Origin of the sequence: Tabrizicola soli (assembly GCF_015999335.1) — a bacterium.
GTDB classification, from domain to species: domain Bacteria; phylum Pseudomonadota; class Alphaproteobacteria; order Rhodobacterales; family Rhodobacteraceae; genus Tabrizicola; species Tabrizicola soli.
In genome coordinates this window covers 61,262-87,527 of sequence record NZ_JAEACP010000004.1, presented here as the reverse complement: position 1 = coordinate 87,527, position 26,266 = coordinate 61,262, and the positions used below count along the sequence as shown (strand labels likewise).

At 63.5% G+C, this 26,266-nt stretch carries 18 protein-coding genes; 13 read left to right on the top strand and 5 right to left on the bottom strand.

Annotation, left to right across the window (positions count from 1 at the left end):
* Positions 1-12 precede the first annotated feature (12 nt).
* Positions 13-219, top strand: coding sequence for a hypothetical protein (locus I7S92_RS04655; protein WP_197642322.1), 207 nt, complete (start codon positions 13-15; stop codon positions 217-219).
* A 436-nt stretch (positions 220-655) separates the two neighbouring features.
* Here the strand turns inward: I7S92_RS04655 and I7S92_RS04650 are convergent, their stop codons facing one another.
* A complete protein-coding gene (locus tag I7S92_RS04650; protein WP_197642321.1) occupies positions 656-1,330 on the bottom strand; it encodes a hypothetical protein in 675 nt (224 codons plus the stop codon).
* Between the two features lie 574 nt (positions 1,331-1,904).
* Here I7S92_RS04650 and I7S92_RS04645 point away from each other — a divergent pair.
* The 3 genes from I7S92_RS04645 to I7S92_RS04635 are packed head-to-tail and all read left to right on the top strand — an operon-like array spanning position 1,905 to position 5,760.
* On the top strand, positions 1,905-2,642 hold the full coding sequence (locus I7S92_RS04645; protein WP_242070073.1) for a hypothetical protein: 738 nt from the start codon (positions 1,905-1,907) through the stop codon (positions 2,640-2,642).
* On the top strand, positions 2,639-4,801 hold the full coding sequence (locus I7S92_RS04640; protein WP_197642320.1) for a TnsB C-terminal domain-containing protein: 2,163 nt from the start codon (positions 2,639-2,641) through the stop codon (positions 4,799-4,801). The genes I7S92_RS04645 and I7S92_RS04640 overlap by 4 nt, the downstream gene beginning before the upstream one ends.
* On the top strand, positions 4,798-5,760 hold the full coding sequence (locus I7S92_RS04635; RefSeq protein ID WP_197642319.1) for an AAA family ATPase: 963 nt from the start codon (positions 4,798-4,800) through the stop codon (positions 5,758-5,760). Before I7S92_RS04640 ends, I7S92_RS04635 begins: the two co-directional genes overlap by 4 nt.
* A gap of 349 nt (positions 5,761-6,109) precedes the next feature.
* Here the strand turns inward: I7S92_RS04635 and I7S92_RS04630 are convergent, their stop codons facing one another.
* The 4 genes from I7S92_RS04630 to I7S92_RS04615 form a co-directional block, all read right to left on the bottom strand.
* Positions 6,110-8,893: a TniQ family protein gene (locus I7S92_RS04630; RefSeq protein WP_197642318.1), complete on the bottom strand. Its 2,784-nt coding sequence runs from the start codon at positions 8,891-8,893 to the stop codon at positions 6,110-6,112.
* A gap of 41 nt (positions 8,894-8,934) precedes the next feature.
* Positions 8,935-10,266 (bottom strand): aspartate aminotransferase family protein, encoded by a 1,332-nt coding sequence (locus tag I7S92_RS04625; protein ID WP_197642317.1) that lies wholly within the window; start codon positions 10,264-10,266, stop codon positions 8,935-8,937.
* Positions 10,263-11,783 carry a trimethylamine methyltransferase family protein gene (locus I7S92_RS04620; protein ID WP_197642316.1) on the bottom strand — a complete coding sequence of 507 codons (1,521 nt, stop codon included), beginning with the start codon at positions 11,781-11,783 and terminating at the stop codon, positions 10,263-10,265. The genes I7S92_RS04625 and I7S92_RS04620 overlap by 4 nt, the downstream gene beginning before the upstream one ends.
* A 99-nt stretch (positions 11,784-11,882) precedes the next feature.
* Positions 11,883-12,881 (bottom strand): LysR family transcriptional regulator, encoded by a 999-nt coding sequence (locus I7S92_RS04615; RefSeq protein ID WP_197642315.1) that lies wholly within the window; start codon positions 12,879-12,881, stop codon positions 11,883-11,885.
* 367 nt (positions 12,882-13,248) lie between these two features.
* Between I7S92_RS04615 and I7S92_RS04610 the strand changes: the two genes are divergently transcribed.
* Genes I7S92_RS04610 through I7S92_RS04570 form a run of 9 tightly spaced genes read left to right on the top strand, consistent with a single transcriptional unit; the run spans position 13,249 to position 26,204 of the window.
* The gene (locus I7S92_RS04610) at positions 13,249-15,642 is read left to right on the top strand and encodes a GcvT family protein (RefSeq protein WP_197642314.1); all 2,394 of its coding nucleotides are present in this window, start codon (positions 13,249-13,251) and stop codon (positions 15,640-15,642) included.
* Positions 15,639-18,041, top strand: a complete 2,403-nt coding sequence (locus tag I7S92_RS04605) for a GcvT family protein (protein ID WP_197642313.1) — start codon at positions 15,639-15,641, stop codon at positions 18,039-18,041. Before I7S92_RS04610 ends, I7S92_RS04605 begins: the two co-directional genes overlap by 4 nt.
* Positions 18,038-18,829: an SDR family NAD(P)-dependent oxidoreductase gene (locus tag I7S92_RS04600; RefSeq protein ID WP_197642312.1), complete on the top strand. Its 792-nt coding sequence runs from the start codon at positions 18,038-18,040 to the stop codon at positions 18,827-18,829. The genes I7S92_RS04605 and I7S92_RS04600 overlap by 4 nt, the downstream gene beginning before the upstream one ends.
* Before the next feature lie 42 nt (positions 18,830-18,871).
* Positions 18,872-19,807, top strand: coding sequence for an ABC transporter substrate-binding protein (locus I7S92_RS04595; RefSeq protein ID WP_197642311.1), 936 nt, complete (start codon positions 18,872-18,874; stop codon positions 19,805-19,807).
* A gap of 33 nt (positions 19,808-19,840) precedes the next feature.
* Positions 19,841-20,908: an ATP-binding cassette domain-containing protein gene (locus I7S92_RS04590; RefSeq protein WP_197642310.1), complete on the top strand. Its 1,068-nt coding sequence runs from the start codon at positions 19,841-19,843 to the stop codon at positions 20,906-20,908.
* A complete protein-coding gene (locus I7S92_RS04585) occupies positions 20,905-22,935 on the top strand; it encodes an ABC transporter permease (RefSeq protein ID WP_197642309.1) in 2,031 nt (676 codons plus the stop codon). Before I7S92_RS04590 ends, I7S92_RS04585 begins: the two co-directional genes overlap by 4 nt.
* Positions 22,932-24,638 carry a bifunctional sulfate adenylyltransferase/adenylylsulfate kinase gene (locus I7S92_RS04580; protein ID WP_197642308.1) on the top strand — a complete coding sequence of 569 codons (1,707 nt, stop codon included), beginning with the start codon at positions 22,932-22,934 and terminating at the stop codon, positions 24,636-24,638. Before I7S92_RS04585 ends, I7S92_RS04580 begins: the two co-directional genes overlap by 4 nt.
* 12 nt (positions 24,639-24,650) lie before the next feature.
* On the top strand, positions 24,651-25,403 hold the full coding sequence (locus tag I7S92_RS04575; protein ID WP_197642307.1) for a sulfotransferase-like domain-containing protein: 753 nt from the start codon (positions 24,651-24,653) through the stop codon (positions 25,401-25,403).
* Positions 25,404-25,436: 33 nt separating this feature from the next.
* Complete coding sequence (locus tag I7S92_RS04570; protein WP_197642306.1) at positions 25,437-26,204, top strand: glucose 1-dehydrogenase; 768 nt, start codon at positions 25,437-25,439, stop codon at positions 26,202-26,204.
* Positions 26,205-26,266: the final 62 nt, after the last annotated feature.

Here is a 26,266-nt window from a genome sequence, read left to right as displayed (position 1 = left end):
CAGATGGATTCGATGGCGCTCAACGCATTGATGATAAACGAAAAAACACCATTTTTTTCGCAAGAGACGAACGGCCCAGTTTGTTCAGCGCCTACAGGTCATTCCGCGCCGGCCGAAGATGTTTTTCGCATCCCGTCTCTCGGTCCCAAGAGGGGTCTGATCGAGCCGCAGCAGCGCGTCGACGAAGTGGCAGCGAGACTGCCGATGGGCGGATCCTGATTCGATTCTATGGTGTGTGACGGTGAAACCGGTCCGCTTAGGAACCCGCGCGCCGATACCCCGTATCACCATCCTGACCCGTGATGAGCGGTTCATCCAGCATGCCGTTAAGGTCAAGCTCAGGCGAAACGGTCCCGCGCGCGGCTACGAAGGCCGCTGCAAAGCGATTATCGTCTGGCACGGCTGGGCGCGGATCAGACGCCGGGTTCCCATCATCCGGTCCGGTCAGAGGGTGTCCCTTGTTCGCTGCGGGGTCATCTGGACCGGACATGGGCGCGCTCCTCCTTCTTCACCTTGATGGAGCGGGTAGGATGCCTCTCCTCCCGACAGGCCTACAATCCTGATCTGAAATTCATCATCAGGATACCGGGCCTGATAACGTGGGGCGGTTGCACCGACCCAATAGACACAGCGAACCGGACTTCGCGCTGACTGTCTACCGTGAAGTGTGCAGTGAAACCTTCAGGATGGACCACCGGTCACAGAAACGACGGATATCGTCCTCCATGCGCTGATCCGGGTTCACGATGAAGAAGGTCCGACAATTGTAGGCTCGTGCCCGCACCGCGAGGCACGGGGCGCCAAGGACCGACATCCAGTGATCGACCTCAGCATCGTGTCCGCCGGCCCGGCGGGTGTTGTGGTGGTAGATCACGGCGGCCCGGCCTTCGCTGAGCCGCAGCGCCTCAGAGATCGGTAGCGACTTCCCGAAGGTCGCCCGCCCTTTCCGGCGATCATCGTCATCGGTCAGCCCGTTATCCGGGTCCGCGAAGACCAGATCGCATCCGTCCAGGTCGCCCATCACTCGGTCGAACCAAGATGCGCGCCATGACCGGCGCCTCTGGACCGGTACCTTCACGACGTCCAGCGCCTCGTCCGAGGACCGCGCGTCACCAAGGATCGGAAGCAGGGACCGGATCGAGCGCGCCGTCCGGACCACGCCGCTCAGATGTTCGAACAGTTCCGGGTCAAGCTGCGCGAGCTTCTGGTTCCGGTCCCGAAGATAGTCTGTGTGACGACCGTCGCCGTTGTGGCCCTCATCCGGGTACCGGTACCAGGCCACCCCGAGCGTGCGCCCGGGGGCGATGGCGCGCAGGAGCCCCAGTTTCACGAAGTCTCCAACGTCACCAGCGTACCGGTCCTGCATCCGTGGTCCTGTCCCAAGGTTGATCCGCCTCTCAGCATAGGCTCTCCCGCCACCCCGGGCCAGACGCAGAACGGTTGATGAGTTAACGATACACTCGCTCCCCAACTATCAACGGCGGGGCCGTTCCGCGAGGGCTGTTTCTGGAATAGTTTGATCTGGTCTGAACTGACTTTGAGGAGGATCGGAACGGCCCGGTTTCACAGAGGATGCGAAAAACTGAACAGGGTTTTTTCTCTTATATTTCCGTGTGTTGACTCCATCCATCAAGGCCAGTTAGGTCCGCCGAGTCCGTCGGCATGAGTCTTACGGTACCCAGTGAGTTGAACATCAGCGCCAGATAGGAGGCCGAAAGAACGGGACTACCACGACAGAAAAATGGGCGCGCCAATGGCGCGCCCGGGAAGTCGGGGGCCTGATCGCCCCAGTTCTCTTGTCAAAATAGAGACCACCAACGGTCCAGACAAGCGCGATCATCAGGCTCTCAAAACAAAAACGCAGAAGAATCCGGAAAGGGGAGCTTTCCGGACGGGAGAGAGTCATGTCCATCTTCCTTGAGGAAGAAGTACGCCGCAGTCCCACTGGGAAACAGCCGGCGCTGAAGATCCCCGAGATTCACGGGGTTCTGCCCTATTCCGGTCACCGGAACCCCCTGACGCGTAGCACCGTCGCGCGCCGGGTCGCCGCCACCTTCGCGACGCGGGCTACGAGGGGAATTCCCAAGGTCTACCTCTTCGAGGCACTGACCGAATGGGCGGCGACCCTCGACATCCTGCTCGATCCCACCGTCTACGGGATCGAGGTCCAGCTTCCGCCGATCCTTTATCCTTGGCCCGGCCGGAAGAAGCCGCGCGAGCATCACTTCGATTTGCGCGTCACCTTCGAGGACGGGTTCCGGCGGGCTGTTTTCGTCCGGAACGGCCACAGCCTGACGAAACCGAAAACCAAGGCCGAGATCGACGCCATCTTCAACGCGATCCCTACGGACTTCGCGGACGACGCGATCGTGGTCAACGGTGACCAATATACCAGACCGTACCGCGATAACCTGTTCCGGGCCTACGACGCCTGTCAGAGGACGGACCGGGAGGCAGACGAACTGGTTCAGGAGACCGCACGCACGACGAACTACTGGTTGCTGAAAGATCTGATCCTGAACTCGGGCCTTCCGTCGCCGCGCGCGTTCGACGCCGCCCTGCGCTTGATCGGTCGCGGCCACCTCGCCGCTGACTGGTATTCGGTCATCAGCATCCACTCCCGCGTGCGGCTGCCTGAATGAGTTATGTCCCCATCTACCGTGTCCTTAACGGATCGCGCCTCGTTCTTGATGGGTGCGACTGGCTGGTCACGGGCGTTGGGGAAAACGCCTATGCCGTCGAGGGGGTGGACGATGGCGAATGCCGGTCATTCTCCTTTCAGCACATTGATCAGGCGATCAAGGATCGGGACTGCGAGGTCGTCGCACCGAAAGACATTGAAAAGCGCGATGCGCTCCTTCGGTTCACCGGTGGCCTTGAGGTCTTCGAGCAGCTTTCCCACGAACAACAGCGCGACATTCGGTACCGCCTCGCCATCGTCCTTGCGATAGACGCACTGGAAGCTGAAGGGGAAAAGGTCACCCAGCGGAGCATAAATACGGGAGGCCCCCTTCGGGAAAAACTTCTGCTCAAGGCCTCGAAAATCCACGGATCACATAAATTTTCCGACCCTACCAGAAAAGGACGGGTCGAGCTTGTGTTCCTTGTTCCTGAGGGGAGGACCCTTAAAAAATATCATTCCACGTATCACGAGTTTGGCGACAAGCCGATCGTATTGATGGAACGGGAACATATGAAGGGGAACCGCAGCCGGCGTCTCAGTCCCCTCAAGGAGAACTTTATCGACCACGTCTTGGCTTCTAGGAAGGATCCGCGCCAGGTCAAACTGGCGCCCCTTCTGAAACTGGCCTACGCCACGTTTCATGTCCCTCCGAAAGAAATCGCGGCAGGTTTCAAGTTCCCATCGAAGACGACCATCCGGGCCCGGATGAAGGCCGTAAAAAAATTCGTCGAAGTGGGTGGTCGAAATGGATGGCAGTACGCTCGGAATAGAATAGGGGCCGGCACTTCCGATATTCGGGCCCAGTATTACGGCGAAAAAGGTCAGGTCGATCAAGTCTATCTGTCGCTGTTTACCGACACCGGCGGCACCGTGCGAGCAAAACGCATTGACCCTGAAAAGGTGCCGCACGAGTTGGAAGAGAATGAAATCTGCCGCCTGTGGCTCCACCTCATGATCGACGTCGCGACCCGCCTGCCGTTGGCCTGGATCATCGCGAAATCCGCTGATGCCGATCACACGGAGGCCCTCATGAGGATGGCTACGCGCGACAAAACTCGCGAGAAGATCCGCTATGGCTGTATCAAGGACCCGGCTCCGCCGGTCGGCATCATGAGTTTCGAGGCTGATAATGGCGGGGCAACCCGAAATGGTCCGGTTTATGGCGCTCAACTTGGAGTGGGCATGACGGTCATACCGGCGCGTTCTTATCATTCGATCGACAAGCCACACGTTGAAAGGATTTTCGGGACCTCTCAGTGGGCTGTTCTGAACTTCCTGCCCGGGTATACGGGCAGTCGGCCGGGTGAGCTGACAGACTATGACCCCAAGAAATCAGTGGCGATCACCCATAACGAATTCTACGGGCAGATAACCAGGTATTTTGTTGACGAGTATTCCCATGAACAGCACCTCGGGGTCGGGATGTACGGGGCAACGCCCTGGGAAAAGATGCTCGATATCACGAAAAACTACCGCAAGGTAGACCCGCCCACCCAACGGGAGCGTTGTCTGCACCTCGGGGTCAAAGTGAACGCCACGACGACGTCGAATGGCGTCAAGGCCTTTAATATTCCGTTCAACTCGACTGAGCTTATGAACTTCACGGGTGGCGCCTCGCGCAAGGTGACCGTCCATCTGGATCCAGACGACCTCAGGCACGCATATGTAACGGTGAAAGGGAGCACCGATATCATCAAGGTGAACCTGACCATGACTGTATTCGCAGACCTAACCCTCGAAGAGGCGATCGAGCTGATGGAAGAGGCATGCCGGCGCGACCCCAAGGCGCAGGAACTTCATGATGATCACTTGCAAGAAGTCCGCAGGCGCCGTGCTCAGGAGAGTCACTTCTTCCCGAATGCAGTTAGCCCGCCGAGTTATCAGAATATGCATGATCTTAATCGCCGCGGAAGCCGATTGGCCCAGGTTCCGACCCGCCCGAAAGGGGTGACCGGACCGACTGCGCGGGCCGGGAGCCTCACGGACCGGACCGGAGTCACCCCGGCATTCAAGGTCGGTGAGCGTTCTGTCGCGAGTAACGCGAAACCGCCGCCCAAGAGCCAGACGTCTCTGCCCACCGGAAAAACCTTCACGCCCATCAAGGACAGTAAACTATGACCCGCCTCTTCAACCCGCAGATCGCCGAAACCGCCGCTCTGAATACCGGCAGGTATTTCCCGCTTAGCCGCGGTGAAAAGCTCCGGGCCACGTTCAGCGAGGTCTTCAGCCGTCATATTGGGAACCTGAACAGCGGTCAGTGGTTCGAAGGGGAGGTTCTTCTGGTCACCGGGCTGAGCGAGTCTGGGAAGACCCGGGAAACGAACGAGGTTCTGAAGCTGCTCCATGCGGAACAGGTTCCGCTGCTGACCGGGACCCCCGCCCGCGTCGCCCAGTGCGACTTGAGCCGGGCCGGCGGGTGGAAGGACCTCGGGCGGCGGACCTTGAAGGCGATGGGATACCACCTGTCTGATAACGCCCGTCTGACCCAGACCGATATCTGGGCACGGGTCGCCCATCAGGCCGAAACCCAGGGCATCATCGGGATTCATTTCGATGAGACCCAGCACATCTTCGCCGGCAAGTCGGACAACGACCGGGAAATGATCCTCGACAACTTCAAGTCTCTCATTAAATCAAGGGGATGGCCCCTGATGCTGATCATGTCCGGCGTTCCTGAACTCGCCGATCATGTGCGCGTCCTCGACCAGACCCAAAACAAGGTGACCCACGTCCACTTTGACGGGATCGACCTCCCCGACGACCTTAACGTGATCCACGAGATCGTGGGGAGCTACGCCCTCGAGAACGGCCTGGAGGTCGATGAGGATCTCATGACGGAGGACTTCTACCGCCGCCTCGCGGTCGCCTCGGCCATGAGGTGGGGTACCCTCATCAAGATGACGATTTCCTCGATCGCAAAGGCGCGCGTTTCCGGCTCGCCCATTTTGACCCGGGATCACTATGTGGACTTCTGGGCAGAGAAGGCGAACGTGAACGCCCTCGCTACACCCTTCACACATCCCGGATATGAGACCATGTTCCGGCCTGACAAACCGTTCCAGGCGTTCATCTCCTAACGTCCCAAGTAGTCAGCCTCTCGAAAAACAACCGCGCTTCGGCGCGGTTTTTTTGTTTTTTCTTAGAGGGTTATGCTGGGGGCGTTCGGCCTGAAAAATGACTGCGTAACCTTATGGTGTCGTGCGTACGCTTATGCGGTTTCCCCTCTTCGGGTGGTCTGTAAGGTGTTGATGTTCGGTTATTTTATTTCGATTCGAATCGAGGGATGGACACGGTGCGCACAGTTATGGTTGGTTTCGGTCGGTCGAAGTTGAAATGAAGTTCGACACGTAAAGACCGACTTTCCGACATAAGTCGGTTTCTTAAAGGCTTCGGGGAACCGAAGCCTTTAAGTATTGCCTCTCGAAGTCACACGCGCGGCCACCGGCACCAAAGGTGTTCTTCGATCTCGGACCACTGGAAAACCGCCCCAAGATCGCGCCCATCCGGCGTGAACGGCCTGACACGCGCCGCAAGAATGTCTAGGCGGAGCTGCTGCCAAGATAGCCCCATCTTCATGGCGAGCGCTCGCAGCGGGATGAAACGGTGGTTGAACGCCTCAACGTCGGACGGAGAAAGGAAGCGTTGCGTCTCCTTGGTCTTTGGATTGATCCCAACAGTCGATGCGATATGGCCGCTTTTGACGAGAAAACTCGCCGCCGCGGGTTTCAACCCGTTCGCCTTGGCAAAGAGTTCGATGCTTATCCCCTTGGCCTCTGGCCGCTGCAGATGTCGCTCGACTTCTGCCAAATCGACAAGGATCGCAGCATATCCCTCCTTGCCGACGTAACGCCCCACGCGAGCAAGCTTCCGGTCAAGGATCAAGGCGACAATTGCGCCGGGGCCGATACGCAGACGCTGGGCCGCCTTGGGAATATCGCACCAATCATGCATAGGCAGGTAGATCGGCTCAGCGCCAGTCAGCATGTCCCCGATGAGCTTGTGACCGACCGCAAGATCCCAGAGCGGCTTGTGGTCACCACCATCCAAGTCTGGCGCGAGATAGCCATCCTTGCGCAGCAACTCGAATTGAGACCGGGACATGCCAAGCGCGGACTGGAGATCCATGGCGGAAACCTTCTGCGGCAAATCCTTCAGAAAGGGTTCAATCGCATTCGAGTCGACCAACGCCCAGGCATTCGGCTTGCCTTCGGCCGAGGAGGCAAGCCAGCCCGCTTCGACCAGAAGCTTCCTCAGCCGCCGCGCATCAATCCCGGTAGCTTTCTGGGCGGTGAGGATGGAATGCAGTCGGCGCTCGCGCACTGGCTCGCCCATCAATTCGTCTCCCGGACCCAGCGGCCAAGTGGAAGCGATATGGTCGCGCAGCAATTCCCGGAATGGGCGGTAGTTCTCTGAGGTCAGGTCGAAAGCCAGCCGGTCATAAAGATCGCCGAAAATCTTCTTCGGACCCGCGCTGGGGCTCTCAGCTTCTTCCTGCAACTCCGTCAAAACCCTACGAATGGCGTCCTCGCCTCGACTGGCGAAGCGGTAGCCGAGGTCGAACGCGATCCAAGCTTGTTCCGGCTTCAGCGCGCGCGTTTTGGGAACCTTCAGCGTAAAGATCGCGCGCCCGAGAAGTTGGCAAAAATGTGCGGCAGGATAGAGCGGGAACTGATCCAACCATCCATCACCACGGCGCCCATACAGCCGCGCTTCCAGCCATCGATCATAGGATCCAGGCTCACGAAGGGGCTGGTTCAATGCACCGGAAAGGATGGCGCCCGCAATCCCGCGAAACTGGGTGGCAACATCGTAGCGTTCGAATGGGTCAGCCGCTGTCCAGAGCGGAACCAAAGGATGGTGATGATCAAGACACAGCATGGCAGGCGTTGGCAACCAATGGCCCCTGATGGCCATTGCTTCCGCCGCTGGCCGATCGGACGCCAGCGCATCGGCCTGAAGGCATTTCGGACATCCACGGATCGTTGCCGGCTTGAGGGCCTTTGCGTGGAAACCCTCGCCACGAAACAAGTGGACGCGACCTTCTGTATGGACTGGGCTCCAATCCTGCAATGCTTCAGGATCGACCCCGCCCAAGGTCGCAAGATCAGCCAATGCCGAACTGTCTCCATCTATGATGGCGCGGAATGTAAGGCCGAAATCGAGTGCAAAAGCATGAGCCGCCAAGCCATGACGCGCAGCAAGCCGAGAAAGGTAGGAAAAGCCGGTCTCGCGGTCTTGCAGGGGTGCCGACAAAGCTAGACGGGTCAACATTTCGGCAATGCTTTCAAAGCTGAACTTAGATGCACCAGTGTTGCAGAACCGTCCGAGCGCTTTCAAGGGGGTGGCAAAGCCGCAGGCGATGGCGATTTCGATCACGCTCAGGCGCGACTGGACCAGAAGGCGATGCGCCCGCGAGAGCCGAAGCTCGGTATAGAACCGCTTGGGGCTCGTTTTGAGGTACTTGCGGAAGATGCGCTCGAGCTGGCGTACAGAGATTTCCAGGTCGCGCGCGATATCGCCGGGCGGGACGGGGTTTTCCAGGGCGTCCTCCATGATCCGGACCGCTTCATGCAGTTTCGGATGCTGGATTCGCCGACGCTGTGCGACACCAATGCCGCCACCTTCCTGCAACATGCGGATCGCACTGTAGTTTATTTCCTCGGCCGCCCGGGAGGCTAGCGCCTCGCCGTGGTCGCGCTCGGCCAGGGCAAGAAAAAGCTCCATCGCGGCAGTGCCGCCGGCGGTAGTGCAGATGCTGTCGTCGATCGTGTAGGTCGATTGCCGGACGTCGATGTCAGGAAAGCTCTCGATCAGACCGTCCTGATAGCGCCAGTGGATCGTGGCCCGTCGGCCCGAAAGCAGCCCCGCCCGCGCCAGGGTACGGGCGGCGCAATGCAGCCCGGCAATCCGCACCCCGCGCCGCGCGCTGCGCTGGAGCCAATGGACAAGGCGGACTGGCGCCTCGGCACACTCCTCGCCACCCACGACGACGATCGTCGCCCCTGACGGTGGAACGTCGAAGATTCCGTCCACGGGAAGGGACAGCCCCAGGGAAGAACGAACGGCTGCGCCATCGGCCGAACAAAGCTGCCAGCGGGCGACTGGGGCCGAGGCTGCCAGGTTGAGGGCGTGCAGCGTCTCGAGCGCGGTGAACAGCGACAGCGCGGAGAACCCAGGCTCCAGGGCGAAGACGAAGAGATCGCCCGCCATGCCGGGCGACCTTGGCAAATGGTCCGGGTGCCAGGGGACGTTCATTCGCCGGTCCGTGCCGCCTGCGTGAAGGCCTGGTCCAGCCCCTGCGCGACCTGCTCGACATCCGCAAGCGACAGGCACATCGGCGGAACCATGCGCAGGCAGGACTGGAACGGACCCGACTTCGACAGGATCAGCCCGGAATCTCGGCAGGCTTCGAAGACGGCGGCGGTCGTGGCCGGGTCGGGCTCCTTTGTCCGCTGGTCCTTCACCATCTCGATCGCCAGCATCAATCCCCGGCCACGCACGTCACCGATGGCGGCATGGCGCTGTTTCAGATCCTGAAGACGGCCCAGCAGTTCCGCCCCGACGACGCGCGCATTCTCCTGCACCTTGTCTTCGCGGATGATCTGCAGCACCGCCCGTCCGGCCGCGCAAGAGGTCGGGTTCGCGCCATAGGTGTGGAACATGAACTTCGCGGCCATCGGCGCTGCGATCTCCTTGCGCGCGACAACCGCGCCCAGCGGGAAGCCGTTGCTGATCCCCTTGGCCATGACCACGATGTCGGGGATCACGTCATCGGCCTCGAACCCCCACATGTGGTCGCCGGTGCGCCCGAAACCGGACTGCACCTCGTCGGCGATGTAAAGCCCGCCCGCGGCGCGGATGCGCTCGGCCGCCCCGGACATGTAGCCCGGCGGCATTTCGATGATGCCGCCATAGCCCTGGACGCTTTCGACCAGGATCCCGGCAACCCGGCCGGTGGTCGCGGTCTGGATCACCCGCTCGATCTCTTCAAGATAGGGGGCGGCGCCGGCATTCTGGCCGAAGATGCCGCGATACTGGTTCGGCTCGGCCACGAAGGCGACATTCCCCGGCATGCCCGGATGCCGCCAGCCGGCGATGCCGGTCACCGATTGCGCGGCCGAGGTCGGGCCATGATAGGCGGTGCGCAGGGCCAGCAGGTCCAGATTGCCGGTAAAGCCGCGCGCCATCGCCATCGCGAGGTCGATGGCCTCGGACCCCGAATTGGTGAAATGGACGACCCATTCGATGTCGCCCTTCGGCCCCTTCGGCATCGTGGCCGCCAGTTCCTCGGCGAAATGGGCCGGGACCGGATGGTAGAACATGGTCGTGCAATGGGTCAGTTCCTGCGCCTGCTCCATCGCGGCCTTCACCACGGCCGGGTGCGAGTGGCCGACCGAGATGCAGACGTTCATCCCCAGAAGGTCGGTGTATTTCCGGCCCTTCTCGTCCCAGAGATACTGCATCTGGCCACGCCGGAAGACCATCGGATCGCGGAAGGGAATGAACTTCTTCTGGCTTGCCGAATAATAGTGGTCCCGCCGTGCGGCGGTTTCTTCCAGATTCCAGCTCGTCTGCAGGGTCATGCTTTTTCTCCGGTGATTTCAAAGGTTCGCCGTGCAACGAAGTCGTCCAGCGACTCGCGGATGGCGATATCCATTTCGGGGGCTTCATAGTCGCGCAGGATCTGCTTCACGCGCGCCGAGGCGCGGTCGTGCTGCCAGAGCCCGCCCTCGGCGATCCATTGCTCATAGGTGCCGTTGTCCGACATCTCGCCCATCCAGAAAGCGGATTCGAAGTTTTCGCGGGTGTGGGCGGCGCCAAGGAAATGGCCGCCGGGCCCGATCTCGGCGAATGCATCCATCGCCTGCGCGGCCTCGGAAAAGTCGATGCCCTGCACGAAGCGCGCTGCGGCAGCGCAGCGGTCGGCATCCATGACGATCTTTTCGTAGCCGGTGGTCAGAAGCCCCTCCAGGCAGCCGGTGGCGTGGATGATGAAATTGACCCCGGCCATCACTGCCCCCATTAGCTGCGACTGGCTTTCATAGCCGGCTTGGGCATCGGGCACCTTCGACGAGGTCAGCGCGCCCACCGAATGGAACGGCAGGCCCAGCCGGTCGGCCAGGGTCTTGGCGCACATCTGGAACTGCGTGCCCTCAGGTGTGCCGAAGGTCGGTGCTCCGGTGCGCAGGCTGAGCGGCGAGAAGAAGGTGCCGAAGACCGAAGGCGCCCCCGGCCGGATCAGCTGGATCAGCGCGACACTGGCGAGGACCTCGGCCAGAACCTGCGCCAACGTCGCCGCCACGGTGACCGGCGACATGGCACCGCCAAGCACGAAAGGCGAGACGACGGTGCATTGCCCGGCTCTGGCATATTCCTTCAGCGCCCAAAGCATGGTTTCGTCCATCACCAGCGGCGCATTGGTATTCACGACCGAATAGAGGACGCAGTTCCGGTCGACGAACTCTTCGCCCATGGCCAGCTTCGCCATGGCGATGGTGTCGCGGGCGCGCTCGGGTGCAGTGACCGCGCCCATGAAGGGCTTGTCGGTCAGAGTCAGATGGCTGTGGGCCATGTGGAGGTGACGGACGGGAACGGCAAGGTCGACCGGTTCGACTACGACACCGCCGGAATGGTGCACGGCGTTGAGGCTGTAGTGGAGTTTCGTGATCTCGCGGAAGTCGTGGATCGTGGCATAGCGGCGGCCCTTCTCCATGTCGTGGACGAAAGGGGGGCCGAAGCTGGGGCAGAAAAGCTGCGCATCTCCGCCGATCTGGACCGAGCGCGCCGGATTGCGCGCATGTTGGGTGAAGACCTTCGGGGCAGTCCTGATCCGGTCGCGGCACCAGCCGGGATCGAAGCGCACCCGCTCTCCGTCCACACGGGCACCGGCGGCGCGGAAGATCTCCAGCGTCTCAGGATCGCCGCGGAAATCCATGCCGACCTCGTCGAGGATCCGGTCGGCGTTGCGCTCGATGATCGCCACCGACTCGTCGTCAATCAGGCTGACAATCCCGATGCGGCGGATCACATAGGGAGCCGAGACGCTGTTCTTCTCACGACGCTCTTGCATCCGGGCGCTGCGGCCCCGTCGCTCTTGCATGAATATCTCCGTCCGTTGCCCGCGCTTTCTATCGACTTTGGCGGACGATAGAGGCTGGTCGTGCTGTCGGGACAGAGCAATCTGCTAGTATAGGTTATCCTAATGAGACGGATAAGCGATCTCGTGGTAGATCACCTGATTTGCAATCTGCGGGAAGTAATTGTCGAAGGCCTTCTTCAGGATCTGCTGGCTTTCGACCGCGATGCGATGGGGAATGGTGCCAAGGTTGTCTCGCCGGTAGACAAGACGGATGGTCCGCTTGAAGGGTGCGAAAGGCAGGGGGTGAATCTGGAGACGCATCCCCTCGGCGACACCGTCGATAAGCAGTGTCGGCGACAGGATGGCGAAGCATTCTCCAGTGATTACCCCGGCCATAACCATCGCGGTCCGGTCGGCCTCGATGGCGCGCGGCAAGTCCAGCCGACAACGCTGCAGATGCTGATCGGTGCGGCGCCCGACCGGGGTTGACGTGCCGAAGCGCGCCAGGGAAAGACGACGGGAAATCTCTCCTATGTCGTCGACAGGGCCGCGATAACTATCTGGAAGAACAAGAAAGAATGGCTCTTCAAGAATCGAGGTGAAAGTGTAGCCGGGCCCTTCCTGCAATCTCTCGGAGGTGACTGCAATGTCAAGCCGCCGGTCGTTCAGCGCGGCGAAGTGATCGGTTGCCAGGCCTGCTGACAGCATCAGCTCTGGCACTTTCATTTCCTTGCTGATCAGGTCGTAAAGTCCCGGTGTCAGTGTGGTCGCGATCGAGGCCAGAAGGCCCACGCGCAAGACAGCCAGTGACGATGTGCCCAGATGCTGCATGTCCCGCTTCAGGTCGTCGATCTGGTTCAACAGGCGGTAACCGTGCCGCTTGAGCATCTCGCCCGCATAGGTCAGAGCGATCGGCCGGACCGATCTGTCGAAAAGCGTAAGGCCAAAAATCGTTTCCAGATTTTTGAGATGCTGCGAGGCGGCCGACTGGGTCATCTTCAGCGCCTGGGCGGCGGCCGTGACCTGCTGCATCTCGGCCACGGCCATGAAGACCTCGATCGCACGGAAGAGGTTGATGTCGGGTTCTTCTTTGCCGCTCTGGCGCGTCTGTGCTGCCATGGTGGTTTCAGGTCTCGCGGTTCATGGTTGTGCTGGCGGCCGGACGGTTGAAGTCTGAAGCATGCTAACTGGCTGCACAATAATACTTTTCAATGTCGGATTCGGCCTGAATTGACGTTCAGGTGATGCCGGGTCTGCTGGCCGTGCGGAGCCGCCAGGCAGGACGGGGCAGGCCAGGGACGTATGCAGGATGACACTGCGCAAGGCTTCCTTCCATTGCAACGGCACGATCCCGCCTGCGATATGCCGGGCAGTAAAGGTCCAACTCTCCGAGAGAGATTAGTCTATCTAATGATACGTGTCTATCCTTGCGCGAGGTCTGCTCTCTTTGTCTGAGTTGCGGTCCAGACAGGCAGCAGTGGACCAGATGCGGAAGATCGTGATCATTGGCGGCGGCGCGGTGGGGCTGAGCCTTGCCTACCACCTGACGCGGCTTGGGAACGTCGCGGTAACGCTCCTGGAGCGTAACCAGCTGACCTCGGGCACCAGTTGGCATGCGGCAGGAATTGTCGGGCCGCTGCGAGCGACACCCAACGCCACCCGGCTAGCAATGTATGCCGGCGAGCTGTTTCCCCGGCTTGAGGCCGAAAGCGGCATGTCCACCGGCTATCGCCGCACGGGGGGGTACTGGCTGGCCCGCGATCCCGCCCGCATGGACGAGTTGCATCGGATTGCCGCACTTGGCCGCGACTTCGGCCTGCATCCCACGATCACCGGGCCCGAAGGCGTGGCGGTGCCGGGTCTGGACCTGACCGGGATCGTCGGGGCGATGGCGGTCGAGGAAGACGCCAATGTCAATCCGGTGGACCTGTGCATGGCCTATGCCCGACAGGCGAAAGCCCAGGGCGCGACCATCCGCGAGAACGCCCGCGTCGCCCGCCTGCTGACCGAGGGCCAGCGGGTCCGCGGCGTCGAGATGGCGGATGGCGAGGTGATCCATGCCGACCAGGTCGCCCTCTGTGCCGGGGCCTGGTCGAAGCGGCTGGCCGATCAGGCCGGGGTGACGCTTCCCTTGCAGGCGGTCGAGCATATGTATGTTGTGACCGAACCCATGCCGGGGATGCCGCACCCCTTTCCGGTGCTGCGCGATCTGGATCGCGGCATCTACGTGAAGGGCGATGCGGGCAAGTTGGTGATCGGCGGGTTCGAGCCGCGCGCCAAGTGCTGGGATGCCTGGGGGACCGAAGGCGACCGCCCCTTCTTGGAAATGCCCGAGGACTGGGACCAGTTCACCCCCTTCATGGAGGCCGCGCTGGCACTGATACCGGGACTGACCCAGGTCGGAATCCAGCATTTCATGAACGGCCCCGAAAGCTTCACCGTCGATTCGAAGATGCTGCTGGGCGAGACGCCAGAGCAGGATGGGCTGTTCGTGGCGGCCGGGATGAACTCGGTCGGCGTGATGTCCTCGGCCGGGGTCGGGCGGGTGCTGGCGGACTGGATGGTGGACGGCCACGCGCCGATCGACCTTTGGGAGGTCGATGTGGCCCGCGCCGATCCGCTGGCCGCTGCCGCCGCGCATGTGGAAGCCCGCATGGAGGAGGCGGTGGCCGATGTCTTCGCGCTGCACTGGCCCTTCAGGCAGCCGACGGCGGGTCGCGGCCTGCGAAAGTCCGTGCTGCATGACGACTGGGCAAAGGCCGGTGCCGTCTTCGGCCTGACTGCCGGCTGGGAGCGCGGCCTGTGGTATGCGCAGGACAGCTCGGAACGCAGCCTGCCTTACTCGGTCGGCGCACAGCCCTGGTACCCCATCGCTGTGCGCGAGGCGGCACGGATGCAGGACGGAACCGTCCTGCTTGATCTGTCCCCATTCGGGAAATTCGACATTTCCGGCCCAGAGGCCCTGGCCTTCCTGCAGCATGTCGCCACGGCCGACCTGGACGTGCCGGTTGGCCGGGCCGTCTATACCGTGATGCTGAACGACAGGGGCGGCATCGAGGCCGACGTGACCATCCGGCGCGAGTCCGCGGACCGCTTCCGCTTTGTTTCGGGCGCTGCGACGCGCTGGCGTGATGGGGCATGGCTTCGCCGGCGCGCGACCGGGCGCGACGTAAAAATCACCGACGTAACCGAAACCGAAGCGGTCGTCGGCGTGATGGGGGCGGGGTCGCGCACCCTGCTGGCGCGGCTCTCGGCCGATGATTGGCAGGATTTTCCCTTCTCGACCGCGCGGCAGGTGACGGTTGCCGGTCAAAGCTGTACCGCCCAACGGGTCAGCTTCGTCGGGGAACTTGGCTGGGAGTTGTATATCCCCGTCGCCGGGGCGCCGGAGGTGTTCCGGGCGCTGCTCCGGGCAGGGGCCATGCCGATGGGGCATTACGCCCTTGATGCCTGCCGGATCGAGAAGGGATTTCGTCACATGGGGCACGATCTGGGGCAGGACATCTCGCCGCTGGAGGCGGGGCTGGGGTTCACCGTCGACTGGTCCAAGGATTTCCTCGGCAAGGCCGCGCTTACGGCGCAGCGCGCCGCTGGGCCGCGCCGGCGGCTGGTCCTGTTCGATCTGCCGGGCCATCCGCTGGTCCTGCATGATGAGCCGATCTGGGAGGCCGGGCGCGTGGTCGGGCTGACCACCTCGGGCGCGCGCGGGGCGCGGACCGGCCGGACACTGGCGCTTGGCCTTGTCGAGATCGCGCCGGGAGAGGGTGCGGAGGCGACCGCGGCCCGGACATTCACCATCGAGATTGCTGGCCGGCATCATGCGGCGGCGGCGCTGCTTCGCCCGCCCTTCGACCCCGCCGGCGAAAGGATGAAGGCATGACGACCGAAGCGCAGGTTCTGATCATCGGCGGTGGCGCGATGGGCGTCTCGCTGCTGTATCATCTGGTGAAGGCGGGCTGGAAGGACGTCGTTCTCACGGAAAAGAACGACCTGACCCACGGCTCGACCTGGCATGCGGCGGGGCTTTGCACCCATTTTGCCCATAACCCGACCATCCAGGAGTTGCGCGCCACCTCGGTGCGCCTTTACCGCGACATCCTGCCCGCGGAGACCGGCGAAAGCTGCGGCTTCCATCGCAGCGGTGCGATGCGGATCACCTCGAACCCGGACCGGATGGACGAATTCGCCCATGTCGCGGGCCTGTCCAGATTTACCGGCTATGAGCTGCGCCTGCTGAAATCGCCCGAGGAGGTTGCCGCGCTACATCCCCTGGCGCGGACCGAGGGCATCCTTGGCGGCATCTACGAGCCGGACGACGGCCATGTCGATCCCACGCTGGCGACCAATGCCATGGCGAAGGTGGCCCGGGCCGGTGGCGCCACGATCCTGCGCTGGAACCCGGTGCATTCGATCCGCCGCGAGCGTGACATGTGGGTTGTCGAAACCAGACAAGGGCCGATCCGCGCCAGGCATATCGTCAATGCCGCCGGGACATGGGGCTGGGAGATCGGGGCGATGATGGGGGCGAATGTGCCTTCGGTTCCGGTGCTGCACCAGTATCTGGTGACCGATACCGTCCCTGCGGTGGCCGCGCGGATCGCCGCCGGATTGCCGGAACTGCCGATGATCCGCGACCCCGAGGAAAGCTGGTATGTCCGGCAGGAGAGGGACGCGCTGATCCTGGGCCCCTATGAGAAGGATGCGCAGGTCTGGTCGGTCGACGGCGTGCCGCCGGAATTCGGTGCCGAGTTGATGGCCCCTGACCTCGACCGGGTCGAGCATATCCTGATGGCGGCGATGGCGCGGATCCCGGCGCTGGAGACCGGGGGGGTGAAATCGGTGGTCAACGGTCCGATCACCTTTACACCGGACGCCAATCCCCTGATCGGCCCGGCTTGGGGGCTGCCGAATGCCTGGCTGCTGACGGGGTCTTCGATGGGTGTGATGGAAGGCGGCGGCTCCGGCTGGTTCCTGGCGCACTGGATGACCCACGGCGCCCCGCCGATGGATGCGCTGGCGGTGGACAGCCGCCGCTTCGGCCCTTGGGCCGACCGCGACTACCGGGTGCAGAAGGCCATCGAGTGCTTCGGCCTGCAATTCGGCGTCCACTATCCCCATGAGGAACGTCCCGCCGCACGCGGCAAGCGCCTGACGCCGCTTTACGATCTGATGCGGGAACGCGGCGCGCAGATGGGCGCGGCCTATGGTTGGGAGCGGCCGAACTGGTTCGGCCCGCCCGCCTTGCCGACCTTCCGGCGGCCGGACTGGTTCGAGGCCGTGGCGCGCGAATGCCATATGGTGACCACCTCGGCGGGGCTGGCGGACATGTCGGTCTTCTCGAAGTTCGAGGTGACGGGCAAGGACGCCCGCGCCTTCACCGACCGGCTGGGCTGCAATCTTGCGCCGAAACCGGGCCGGATCGCGCTAACCTATGCCTTGTCCCCCGCTGGCGGCACGGAATCCGAATTCACCGTGGCCTGCCTTGCGGACGACCATTTCTACCTGACCTCGGCCGCAGCGGCCGAGATGCGCGACGATGACCTCTTGCGGGCGCGGGCTTCGGGTCTTGACGTGACCATCTCGCGCGTGACCGACGGGCTGGCGGTGATCGGGCTGATGGGCCCCCGGTCGCAGGCGATCCTGGAGCGGCTGACGCCCGATCCGGTCGGGCCGTGGATGTCGGTGCGGCAGATGACCGTCGCCGGGATTCCCGTCCGGGCGATGCGGCTGTCCTATGTCGGCGAACTTGGCTGGGAACTGCATGTCGCCGCCGACCGCGCGGCTGAGCTGTTCCTGGCGCTGAAACAGGCGGGCAAGCCCGACGGGATCGGCTGTTTCGGCGCCTATGCGATGAACGCGATGCGGTTGGAAAAGGGCTATGCGGCCTGGGGATCGGATTTCACCACCGAACGGACACCGGCCGAGACCGGCATGGGTTTCCTGGTGAAGGCCGACCACGACTTCATCGGCCGCGAGGCGCTGCTGCGGCGCATGGCCGAGGAGAACCGCTGGGACATGGTGCTGCTGGACTTCGATCCCGGCGAGGCCGATCCCTATTACTCCCACGGTCTGTGGCAGGGCGATCGCTGCGTGGGCGTGGTGACCTCGGCCGCCTATGGCCACCGCACCGGAAAGGTCCTCGCCCTGGCCTATCTGCGCGACCGCCATGCGCGCGAAGGGCTGGAGGTCGAGGTTCTGGGCAAGCGTCGCGGGGCGCGGATCCTGTCCGAGCCGCCGTTCGATCCGCAGGACCTCAGGATGCGCGAGGTAAAGCCATGACCGGCCGTCGGGTGATCGTCACCGGCGGGCTTTCCGGGATCGGCCATGCTATCGCGCTGGACCTGGTGCAGAAGGGTCATCGCGTCGTTGTCGGCGCGCGCGACCTGACCAGCCCGGCCCGGCGCGCGGCGCTGGAGGCGCTGGAGACGGCCGCAGTGGCAGGGGGCGGTGCGATCCGTGGCGGCGTGCTCGACCTGATCGACCCGCAGTCGGTCGGAGGCTTCTGCGCCCGCGCGGCCGACTGGCTCGGAGACGCCGATGTGCTGGTCAACGCGGCCGGGGTGACCGCCGAACAGCCGGTGCAGGGCCATTCCGATGCGCTCTGGCAGCGGATCATCGAGACCAATCTGACGGGCGCCTTCCGCATGACCCGCGCCTGCCTGCCGGCGATGATGGCGCAGGGATGGGGCCGGATCGTCAACATCGGCTCGACCGCCGCATCGGTCGGCTGGAAGGACAATCCGGCCTACTGCGCCTCGAAGGCCGGGCTGCTGGGCCTGACGCGTTGCGTGGCGCTTGAGGGTGCGGCGCATGGCGTGACCTGCGTCATGGTCAGCCCGACCTGGGTGGAGACGCCGATGATGCAGTCAGACCTCGCCGAGGTGGTCGCCCGCGAGGGCCGGGGCCGCAGCGTCGCCGAAGCGCGCGCCGAGATCGCCGCGCAAAATCCGCAGGGCCGCATCCTCCAGCCCGACGAGATCGCCGCCGTGGTCGGCTTCCTGCTCTGCGACGGTGCCCGGGGCATAACGATGGAGGAGATCAAGGTGACCGGCGGCGCGTTCTGGTAGGCGCGGGAATTCAAACAGAAAGGACTGACAGGGAGAAAGAGAATGCTGAAGAAGTATGTCACTGTGGCCGTATCGGCTTTAGCTCTGGCGGGGCTGACCTCGGCACCCGTCATGGCCGCCGAGATGGGCGCGGCAGGCGAACCGATCAAGCTTGCCATGCTGGAATGGACCGGGGCGCAGATTTCATCCCAGATCGCCGGCAAGATCCTGGAGAAGGCCGGATACAAGGCGGAATATGTGACCGCCGGGAACTATCCGCATTTCCAGGGCCTGGCGGATGGCGAGATCAGCGCCTCGGTCGAGATCTGGCTGAACAACGTCGGCGAGGTCTATCCCAAGGTCCTTGCCGCGGGAAAGGTCGAGGACCTGGGCACGCTGGGGCTGAAGACGAACGAGGGCTGGATCTATCCGAAGTTCATGGAAGAGATCTGCCCGGCCCTGCCCTCGTGGGAGGCGCTGAAGGACCCTGCCTGCGTGGGGCTGCTGGCGACGCCCGACACCCTGCCGAATGGGCGCTTCCTGGACTACCCGGCCGACTGGGGCTCGCGCGCGGCGACCATCATCGCCGACAACAACCTGCCGCTGACGGCGGTGCCCTCGGGATCGGAAGGCGCGATGCTGTCGGAACTGCGCGCGGCCGAGGCGGCCCGGACGCCGCTGGTGATGATGTTCTGGGCGCCGCATTTCATCCTGGCCGAGGTGGAGGTGGGCTGGATCGAGATGCCGGTCTGCGTCGATCAGTCGAATGAACACTGCATCATGCCGCCGGACGTTAACAAGGTCGTCTGGTCGGGCTTTGCGGGGAAATGGCCCGCGGCCTACCAGATCCTGAAGGACTTCCGGCTGTCGACCGAGGACCAGCAGAAGATGATGCTTGCCATCGACGAGAAGGGCCAGTCGCTGGATGCGGTGACCACGGCCTGGGTCGACGAAAACGAAGCGATCTGGCGCCCCTGGGTGGATGCCGCCCTGAACTGATCGTCTCAGGCAAATCCGACCGGAGGTCCGTCGATGGCGCAGGCATCGTCCCGCATCATGCTGAGCTGCAAGCACTTGTGGAAGGTCTTCGGACCCAGGCCCGCATATTACTTCGATACCGCCGGCTATCGGATCGACCCCGAGGCCCTTGCCGCGCGTCTGCGCGGTGAGGGCCACATCCCCGCCGTCGTCGATGCCAGTTTTGACGTGAAGCAAGGCGAGATCTTCGTCATCATGGGCCTGTCCGGGTCGGGCAAATCCACTCTGGTGCGCTGCCTGTCGCGTCTTCTGGACATCGAATACGGCACGATGGAGTTCGACGGGCAGGACCTTGCCAGGATCAGCGGGCGCGACCTGATCGAGATCCGGCGCCGGAAGATGGGGATGGTCTTCCAGAGCTTCGGCCTGATGCCGCATCTGACCGCCCTGGAGAATGTCGCCTTTCCGCTCAAGCTTCAGGGCGTCGCGCGGTCCGAACGCGAGGCGCGGGCCCGCGAGATGCTGGAGCTTGTCGAACTGGGCAGCCGCCTCGACGCGCTTCCTTCCCAGCTCTCGGGGGGGCAGCAGCAGCGCGTCGGGATCGCGCGCTCGCTGGCCCCCGATCCCGACCTCTGGTTCCTGGATGAGCCCTTCTCGGCGCTCGATCCGCTGATCCACCGGCAGATGCAGGACGAATTCCTGCGCCTGCAGAACCAGCTGAAGAAGACCATCGTCTTCATCACGCATGACATCATGGAGGCCTGCAGGCTGGCCGACCGGATCGCGCTGATGCGGGGCGGCAGGATCATCCAGCTTGGCACTCCGGCCGAAATCCTGCTGTCGCCCGTCGATGACTATGTGGCCGATTTCACCGCCGAAGTCGCCCTGAGCCGCGCGATCCGCGTGCGGGATCTGGCCAGGCCGGCGCAGGGCGAGCCGCCAGAGGGGCCGCCGGTTCCCGCCGCCGCGCCGATCGAGGTGGTCCTGCCGGCGCTCGCCGCCGGGCAAAGACGCTTTCGCGTCGAAGGGGATGGCGGGCTGGAGCTGGAGGCCGGTGCCGTGCTGGAGGTCCTGCAGCGCGACGCGCGTCACGGTTTCAGGGCGGATGGGGCAAGCGCATGACGGCCCCGCGCGTCAGGGCATGGCACCGGGTCTGGGGCGGGATGTTGGCGCTTTCCGTCCTGCTGGTGGCGCTCGCCCAGCAGTTTCCGCAGCTTGGCGGCTTTCCGACCGGGCTGGTCCTGAACCTGTCCGACTGGCTGAACGCCGCCGTCACCCCGGCGTTCGAGGCAGCCCGGCCGCTTGGCGTGCTTCTTTCCGCCCTGGCCGAAACGCCACTGGCCGCGATCCGCAGCGCCCTGGCCTGGGCACCCTGGCCGGCGGCGATCCTGGCCGTCGTGCTGATCGCGCTCTACTCCGGGGGCTGGCGGCTTGCGCTGTTCGCGGCGGCGGCGCTGGGGACGGTGGTGGCGATGGGCTACTGGCCCAAGGCGATGAACACGCTGGCGCTGGTGCTGGTCTCGGTCCCGGCGGCGGTCGGGATCGGCTTTGCCCTGGGCGCGCTGGCCTATCGCTTTCCCCGGACACAACCCGCCTTGATCGTGATGCTTGACGTGATGCAGACTTGGCCCGCCTTCGGCTACCTGATCCCGTTGCTGATCCTGTTCGGCTTCGGGCCGACGGCAGGCCTGGCGGCCAGCGTGATCTTCTCGGTCCCGCCCATGGTGCGCAACACGCTTGTCGGCCTGCGCGAGGTGCCGCCGGCCATCGTCGAAAGCGCGTTGATGGCGGGGGCAAGACCGGGGCAGCTTTTCTGGCAGGCGATGGTTCCCTCGGCCCTGCCGCAACTTCTGGTCGGGGTGAACCAGACCACCATGGCCTCGCTGTCCATGGTCATCATCATCGCCATCATCGGCGGTTTCAACGACATCGGCTGGGAAGTGCTGTCAGCCATGCGCGCCGCCGAACTGGGCCGTTCGCTGGGGGCGGGGCTGGTGATCGTGCTGATCGCGGTGCTGCTGGACCGGATCACCCGCGGCTTTGCCCGTCGCGGCCCGCGCGTGATGCAGGCGCGCTGGCTCCTAGCCGGGCTTGTCCTCGCCCTCGTGGTCGCTCTGGTCCTGTCAGGCCAGGATCTCTTGCCGGGAGAGCAGGGGCAACGCTGGCTGCGGCGGATCGACGGCTGGCTACTGGATTTCGTCGCCTGGAGCGCGCCCTTCTTCGCGGTGCTGCGCAATGCCATCACCTATGGCGTGATGCTGCCGATGCGGATCGGTTTCTCCGGCTCGGCCAGCCCGATGGTCTGGGGCTTCGCGCTGACCCCGGAGATCACGGCGGCCTATGTGCTGGTCTCTGCCGCGATCGCGCTTCTGCTGGGCTGGCGGAGTCCGCAGCGTGGGATCATCGCGGGCTTTGCCGCACTTCTGTTCTGGACCGGTCTACCCGGTTTTCCCTGGCCGGGTGTCTTCCTGGTGGTCGGGGTCGCCACCTGGCGGAAAGGCGGGACGGGCCTTTTCGCGCTGGCGATGGGCGGGCTCGCGCTGGCGGGGCTCTCGGGGCTCTGGGTGCCGATGATGCAATCGGTCTACCTTTGCGCGGTGGCCGTCCTGATCTGCTTTGCCATTGGCGGCGCGCTGGGGGTGATTGCCGCCGAAAGCGACCGCTTCTCCGCCTTCCTGCGCCCGATCAGCGACACGCTGCAGACCATGCCGCAATTCGTCTTTCTCATCCCGGCGCTGATGCTGTTCAAGGTGGGAGAGTTCACCGCCCTGATCGCCATCGTGCTGTATGCCGTGGTGCCTCCGATCCGCTATGTCGAACACGGCCTGCGCAATGCCCGCGCCGATCTGGTCGAGGCCGGCGTCCAGATGGGGGCCACAACCTGGCAGATGTTGTGGCAGGTGAAGCTTCCTCTCGCGCGGTCCTCGGTCCTGCTTGGCCTGAACCAGACCATCATGGCCGCCCTCTCCATGCTGGTGATCGCCGCGCTGGTCGGCACCCGCGAGCTTGGCCAGCAAGTCTACGTCGCGCTGTCCAGGGCCGATGCCGGGGCCGGGCTGATTTCCGGCGCCATCATCACCTGCGTCGCTTTGGTTTCCGACAGGCTGCTGCGCAGCCGTTCTTCCATTCACAGAAAGGTACCTGAATGAAATCCACCAACTTGGCTCCCATCCCGGAGCTTTATGTTTCTTCCGACTCGGCGCTAAAGTTGAAGCACGAGGCTGCGGCCCTGCCGTCCTGGGATCTGACCCCGCGCCAGTTGTGCGATGTCGAACTGCTGATGAACGGCGGCTTCCACCCGCTAAAGGGCTTCCTTGGCCAGGCGGATTATGACGGCGTGGTCGAAAACATGCGCCTCGAGGACGGCACGCTCTGGCCGATGCCGATCACGCTGGACGTGTCGGAAGCCTTCGCCGAGAAGGTCGAGCCGGGTCAGGACATCGCGCTGCGCGATGCCGAGGGCGTGATCATCGCCATCATGTCGATCTCGGACAAATGGGCGCCGGACAAGGCGAAAGAGGCCAAAGGCGTCTTCGGCGCCGACGACCTGGCGCATCCGTCGGTGAACTACCTGCACAACGTGGCCGGCAAGGTTTACCTGGGCGGGCCGATCACCGGCATCCAGCAGCCGGTGCATTACGACTTCAAGGCCCGCCGCGACACGCCGAACGAACTCCGCGCGCTGTTCCGCAAGCTTGGCTGGCACAAGGTGGTGGCCTTCCAGACCCGCAATCCCCTGCACCGCGCGCATCAGGAACTGACCTTCCGCGCCGCGCGCGAGGCGCAGGCCAATTTGCTGATCCATCCCGTCGTCGGCATGACCAAGCCGGGCGACGTAGACCACTTCACCCGCGTCCGCTGCTATGAGGCGGTGATCGACAAATATCCCTCCTCGACGACCACGATGTCGCTTCTCAACCTGGCGATGCGCATGGCCGGCCCGCGCGAGGCCGTCTGGCACGGGCTGATCCGCCGCAACCATGGCGTGACCCATTTCATCGTCGGCCGCGACCATGCCGGTCCCGGCAAGAACTCCCAGGGAAAGGATTTCTATGGCCCGTACGACGCGCAGGAACTGTTCAAGAAGCACGAAGCCGAAATCGGCGTGACTATGGTCGATTTCAAGCACATGGTCTATGTGCAGGAAAAAGCGCAGTATTTCCCCGCCAACGAGGTGCCGGAAGGTTGCACCGTCTTGGACATCTCCGGCACCGAACTGCGCCGCCGCCTGCGCGAAGGTCTGGAAATCCCAGAATGGTTCAGCTTCCCCGAAGTGGTAACGCAGTTGCGCAAGACCTCGCCGGCGCGGGACCGGCAGGGCTTTACCGTCTTTTTCACCGGCCTGTCCGGCAGCGGTAAATCCACCATCGCCAACGCGCTGATGGTCAAGCTGATGGAGATGGGCGGCCGTCCGGTCACGCTGCTGGACGGCGACGTGGTGCGCAAGCATCTGTCATCCGAACTTGGCTTCTCCAAGGAACACCGCGACATCAACATCCGCCGTATCGGTTATGTCGCCAGCGAGATCACCAAGAACGGCGGCATTGCGATCTGCGCCCCCATCGCCCCCTATACCGCAACCCGCCGGGCCGTGCGTGAGATGATCGAGCAATATGGCGCCTTCCTCGAGGTCCATGTGGCCACCAGCGTCGAGGAATGCGAACGTCGTGACCGCAAGGGTCTCTACAAGCTGGCGCGCGAGGGCAAGATTAAGGAGTTCACCGGGATCTCCGACCCCTACGAGATCCCCGAAAACCCCGAGCTTCGCATCGACACCGAAGGGCAGGACGCGGACGACTGCGCCCACGAAGTCCTCCTGAAACTCGAGTCTATGGGACTCATCAAGGCGTGAGGAAGGATCGAAATGAACAAGATTTTTGCCCTCTGGTCACATCCGCGCTCGATGTCGACGGCGATGGAGCGGGTTATGCGCGAGCGGGGCGACCTTGACTGCGCACACGAACCGTTCATGTACGATTACTATGTGCATCGCGGCGTCCGGGTCATGCCGCATTTCGACGTGCGCCCTGACCACCCGGTCAGCTACGGGGCGATCCGCGACCACCTGATCGCCCGGTCCGCAAAGGGGCCGGTCTTCTTCAAGGACATGTCGTATTACGTCATGCCGCATATCCTTGATGACGCGATCTTCGCGGAACGGCTGGTGAACACCTTCCTGATCCGCGACCCGGTCGCGTCGATCGCCTCGTATCACAAGCTGGACCCCGAGGTTACGCTGGACGAGATCGGCTTGGAGGCGCAGTGGAAACATTACTCGGCGCTGAAGGCGGCGGGCTCCAGTCCTGTCGTCCTGCGGGCCGAGGCAATCCGCGAGGACACGCGCGGCGCAATGGCACGATTCTGGGACGCCGTCGGCCTGCCCTTCTCGGAAGCCGCTTTCGACTGGCAGAACGAAAAGCCGAAGGACTGGGACCAGGTCAGCGGCTGGCACGGGGATGTCAGCACCTCAAGCGGCATCCGGCCGCTCAGCGCCGATGAAATCCGCGAGGCGCAAGTGAAGTTCGACCGGATGGCGGAGGATCATCCCCGGATGCGCGAGCACCTGGCGCATCACCAGCCCTTCTATGACCTGTTGGCAGCCGAAGCGCTGCTGTGACCCGGACCCGCAAAATCAGGAGGAGGCGATCGAATGGGACGCGTTGACGGTAAGACCGCATTGATAACCGGCGCCGGACTGGGCCTTGGGCTGGCTTCCGCGGGCCTTCTGGCCCGCGAGGGCGCGAAGCTGGTGCTGACCGATATCAGCCCCGACCATCTGGAAAAAGCCGTCGCCTCCCTGCGCGCGGCCGGTGCCCAGGTCCGCGGGATTGTTCAGGACACCTCCTCGCCCGAGGACTGGGCACGCGTCGAGGCTGATGTGCGGACTGTCGAGGGGCGCCTGGACATTCTGGTCAACAATGCCGGAATCGCGCCGATCGGGACGATCGAAAGCTGCGACATGGACCAGTGGCGCAGATGCATGGCTGTCAATGCCGACGGGGTCTTCTTGGGCTGCAAGACCGCTGTCGCCCTGATGAAGGCGCACGGCGGGTCGATCGTCAACCTCTCCTCGATCGACGGGATTATCGGCGAGGCGGATCTGGCCGCCTATTGTGCCTCGAAGGGTGCGGTCCGAACGCTGACCAAGGCCGTCGCGGTTCACTGCGCCGAACAGGCCTATGGCATCCGCTGCAACTCGATCCATCCCGGATACATCTGGACGCCGCAGACCGAGAACTACCTTGCCGGGCTTGGCACTCTGGAGACAGAGAAGGCGAAGGCCCTGGCGCGGCACCCGATCGGCCGGCTGGGGAAGCCGGACGACATCGCCTACATGGTTCTCTACCTTGCCAGCGACGAATCCGGCTTCGTGACCGGGGCAGAGATGGTGGTCGATGGCGGCTACCTGATGGTCTGATCCGGGAATCAAGACCCGGGGGCTGGGCCAAGGTTCGGATCAGCCCCGCCCGGAATGGTCTC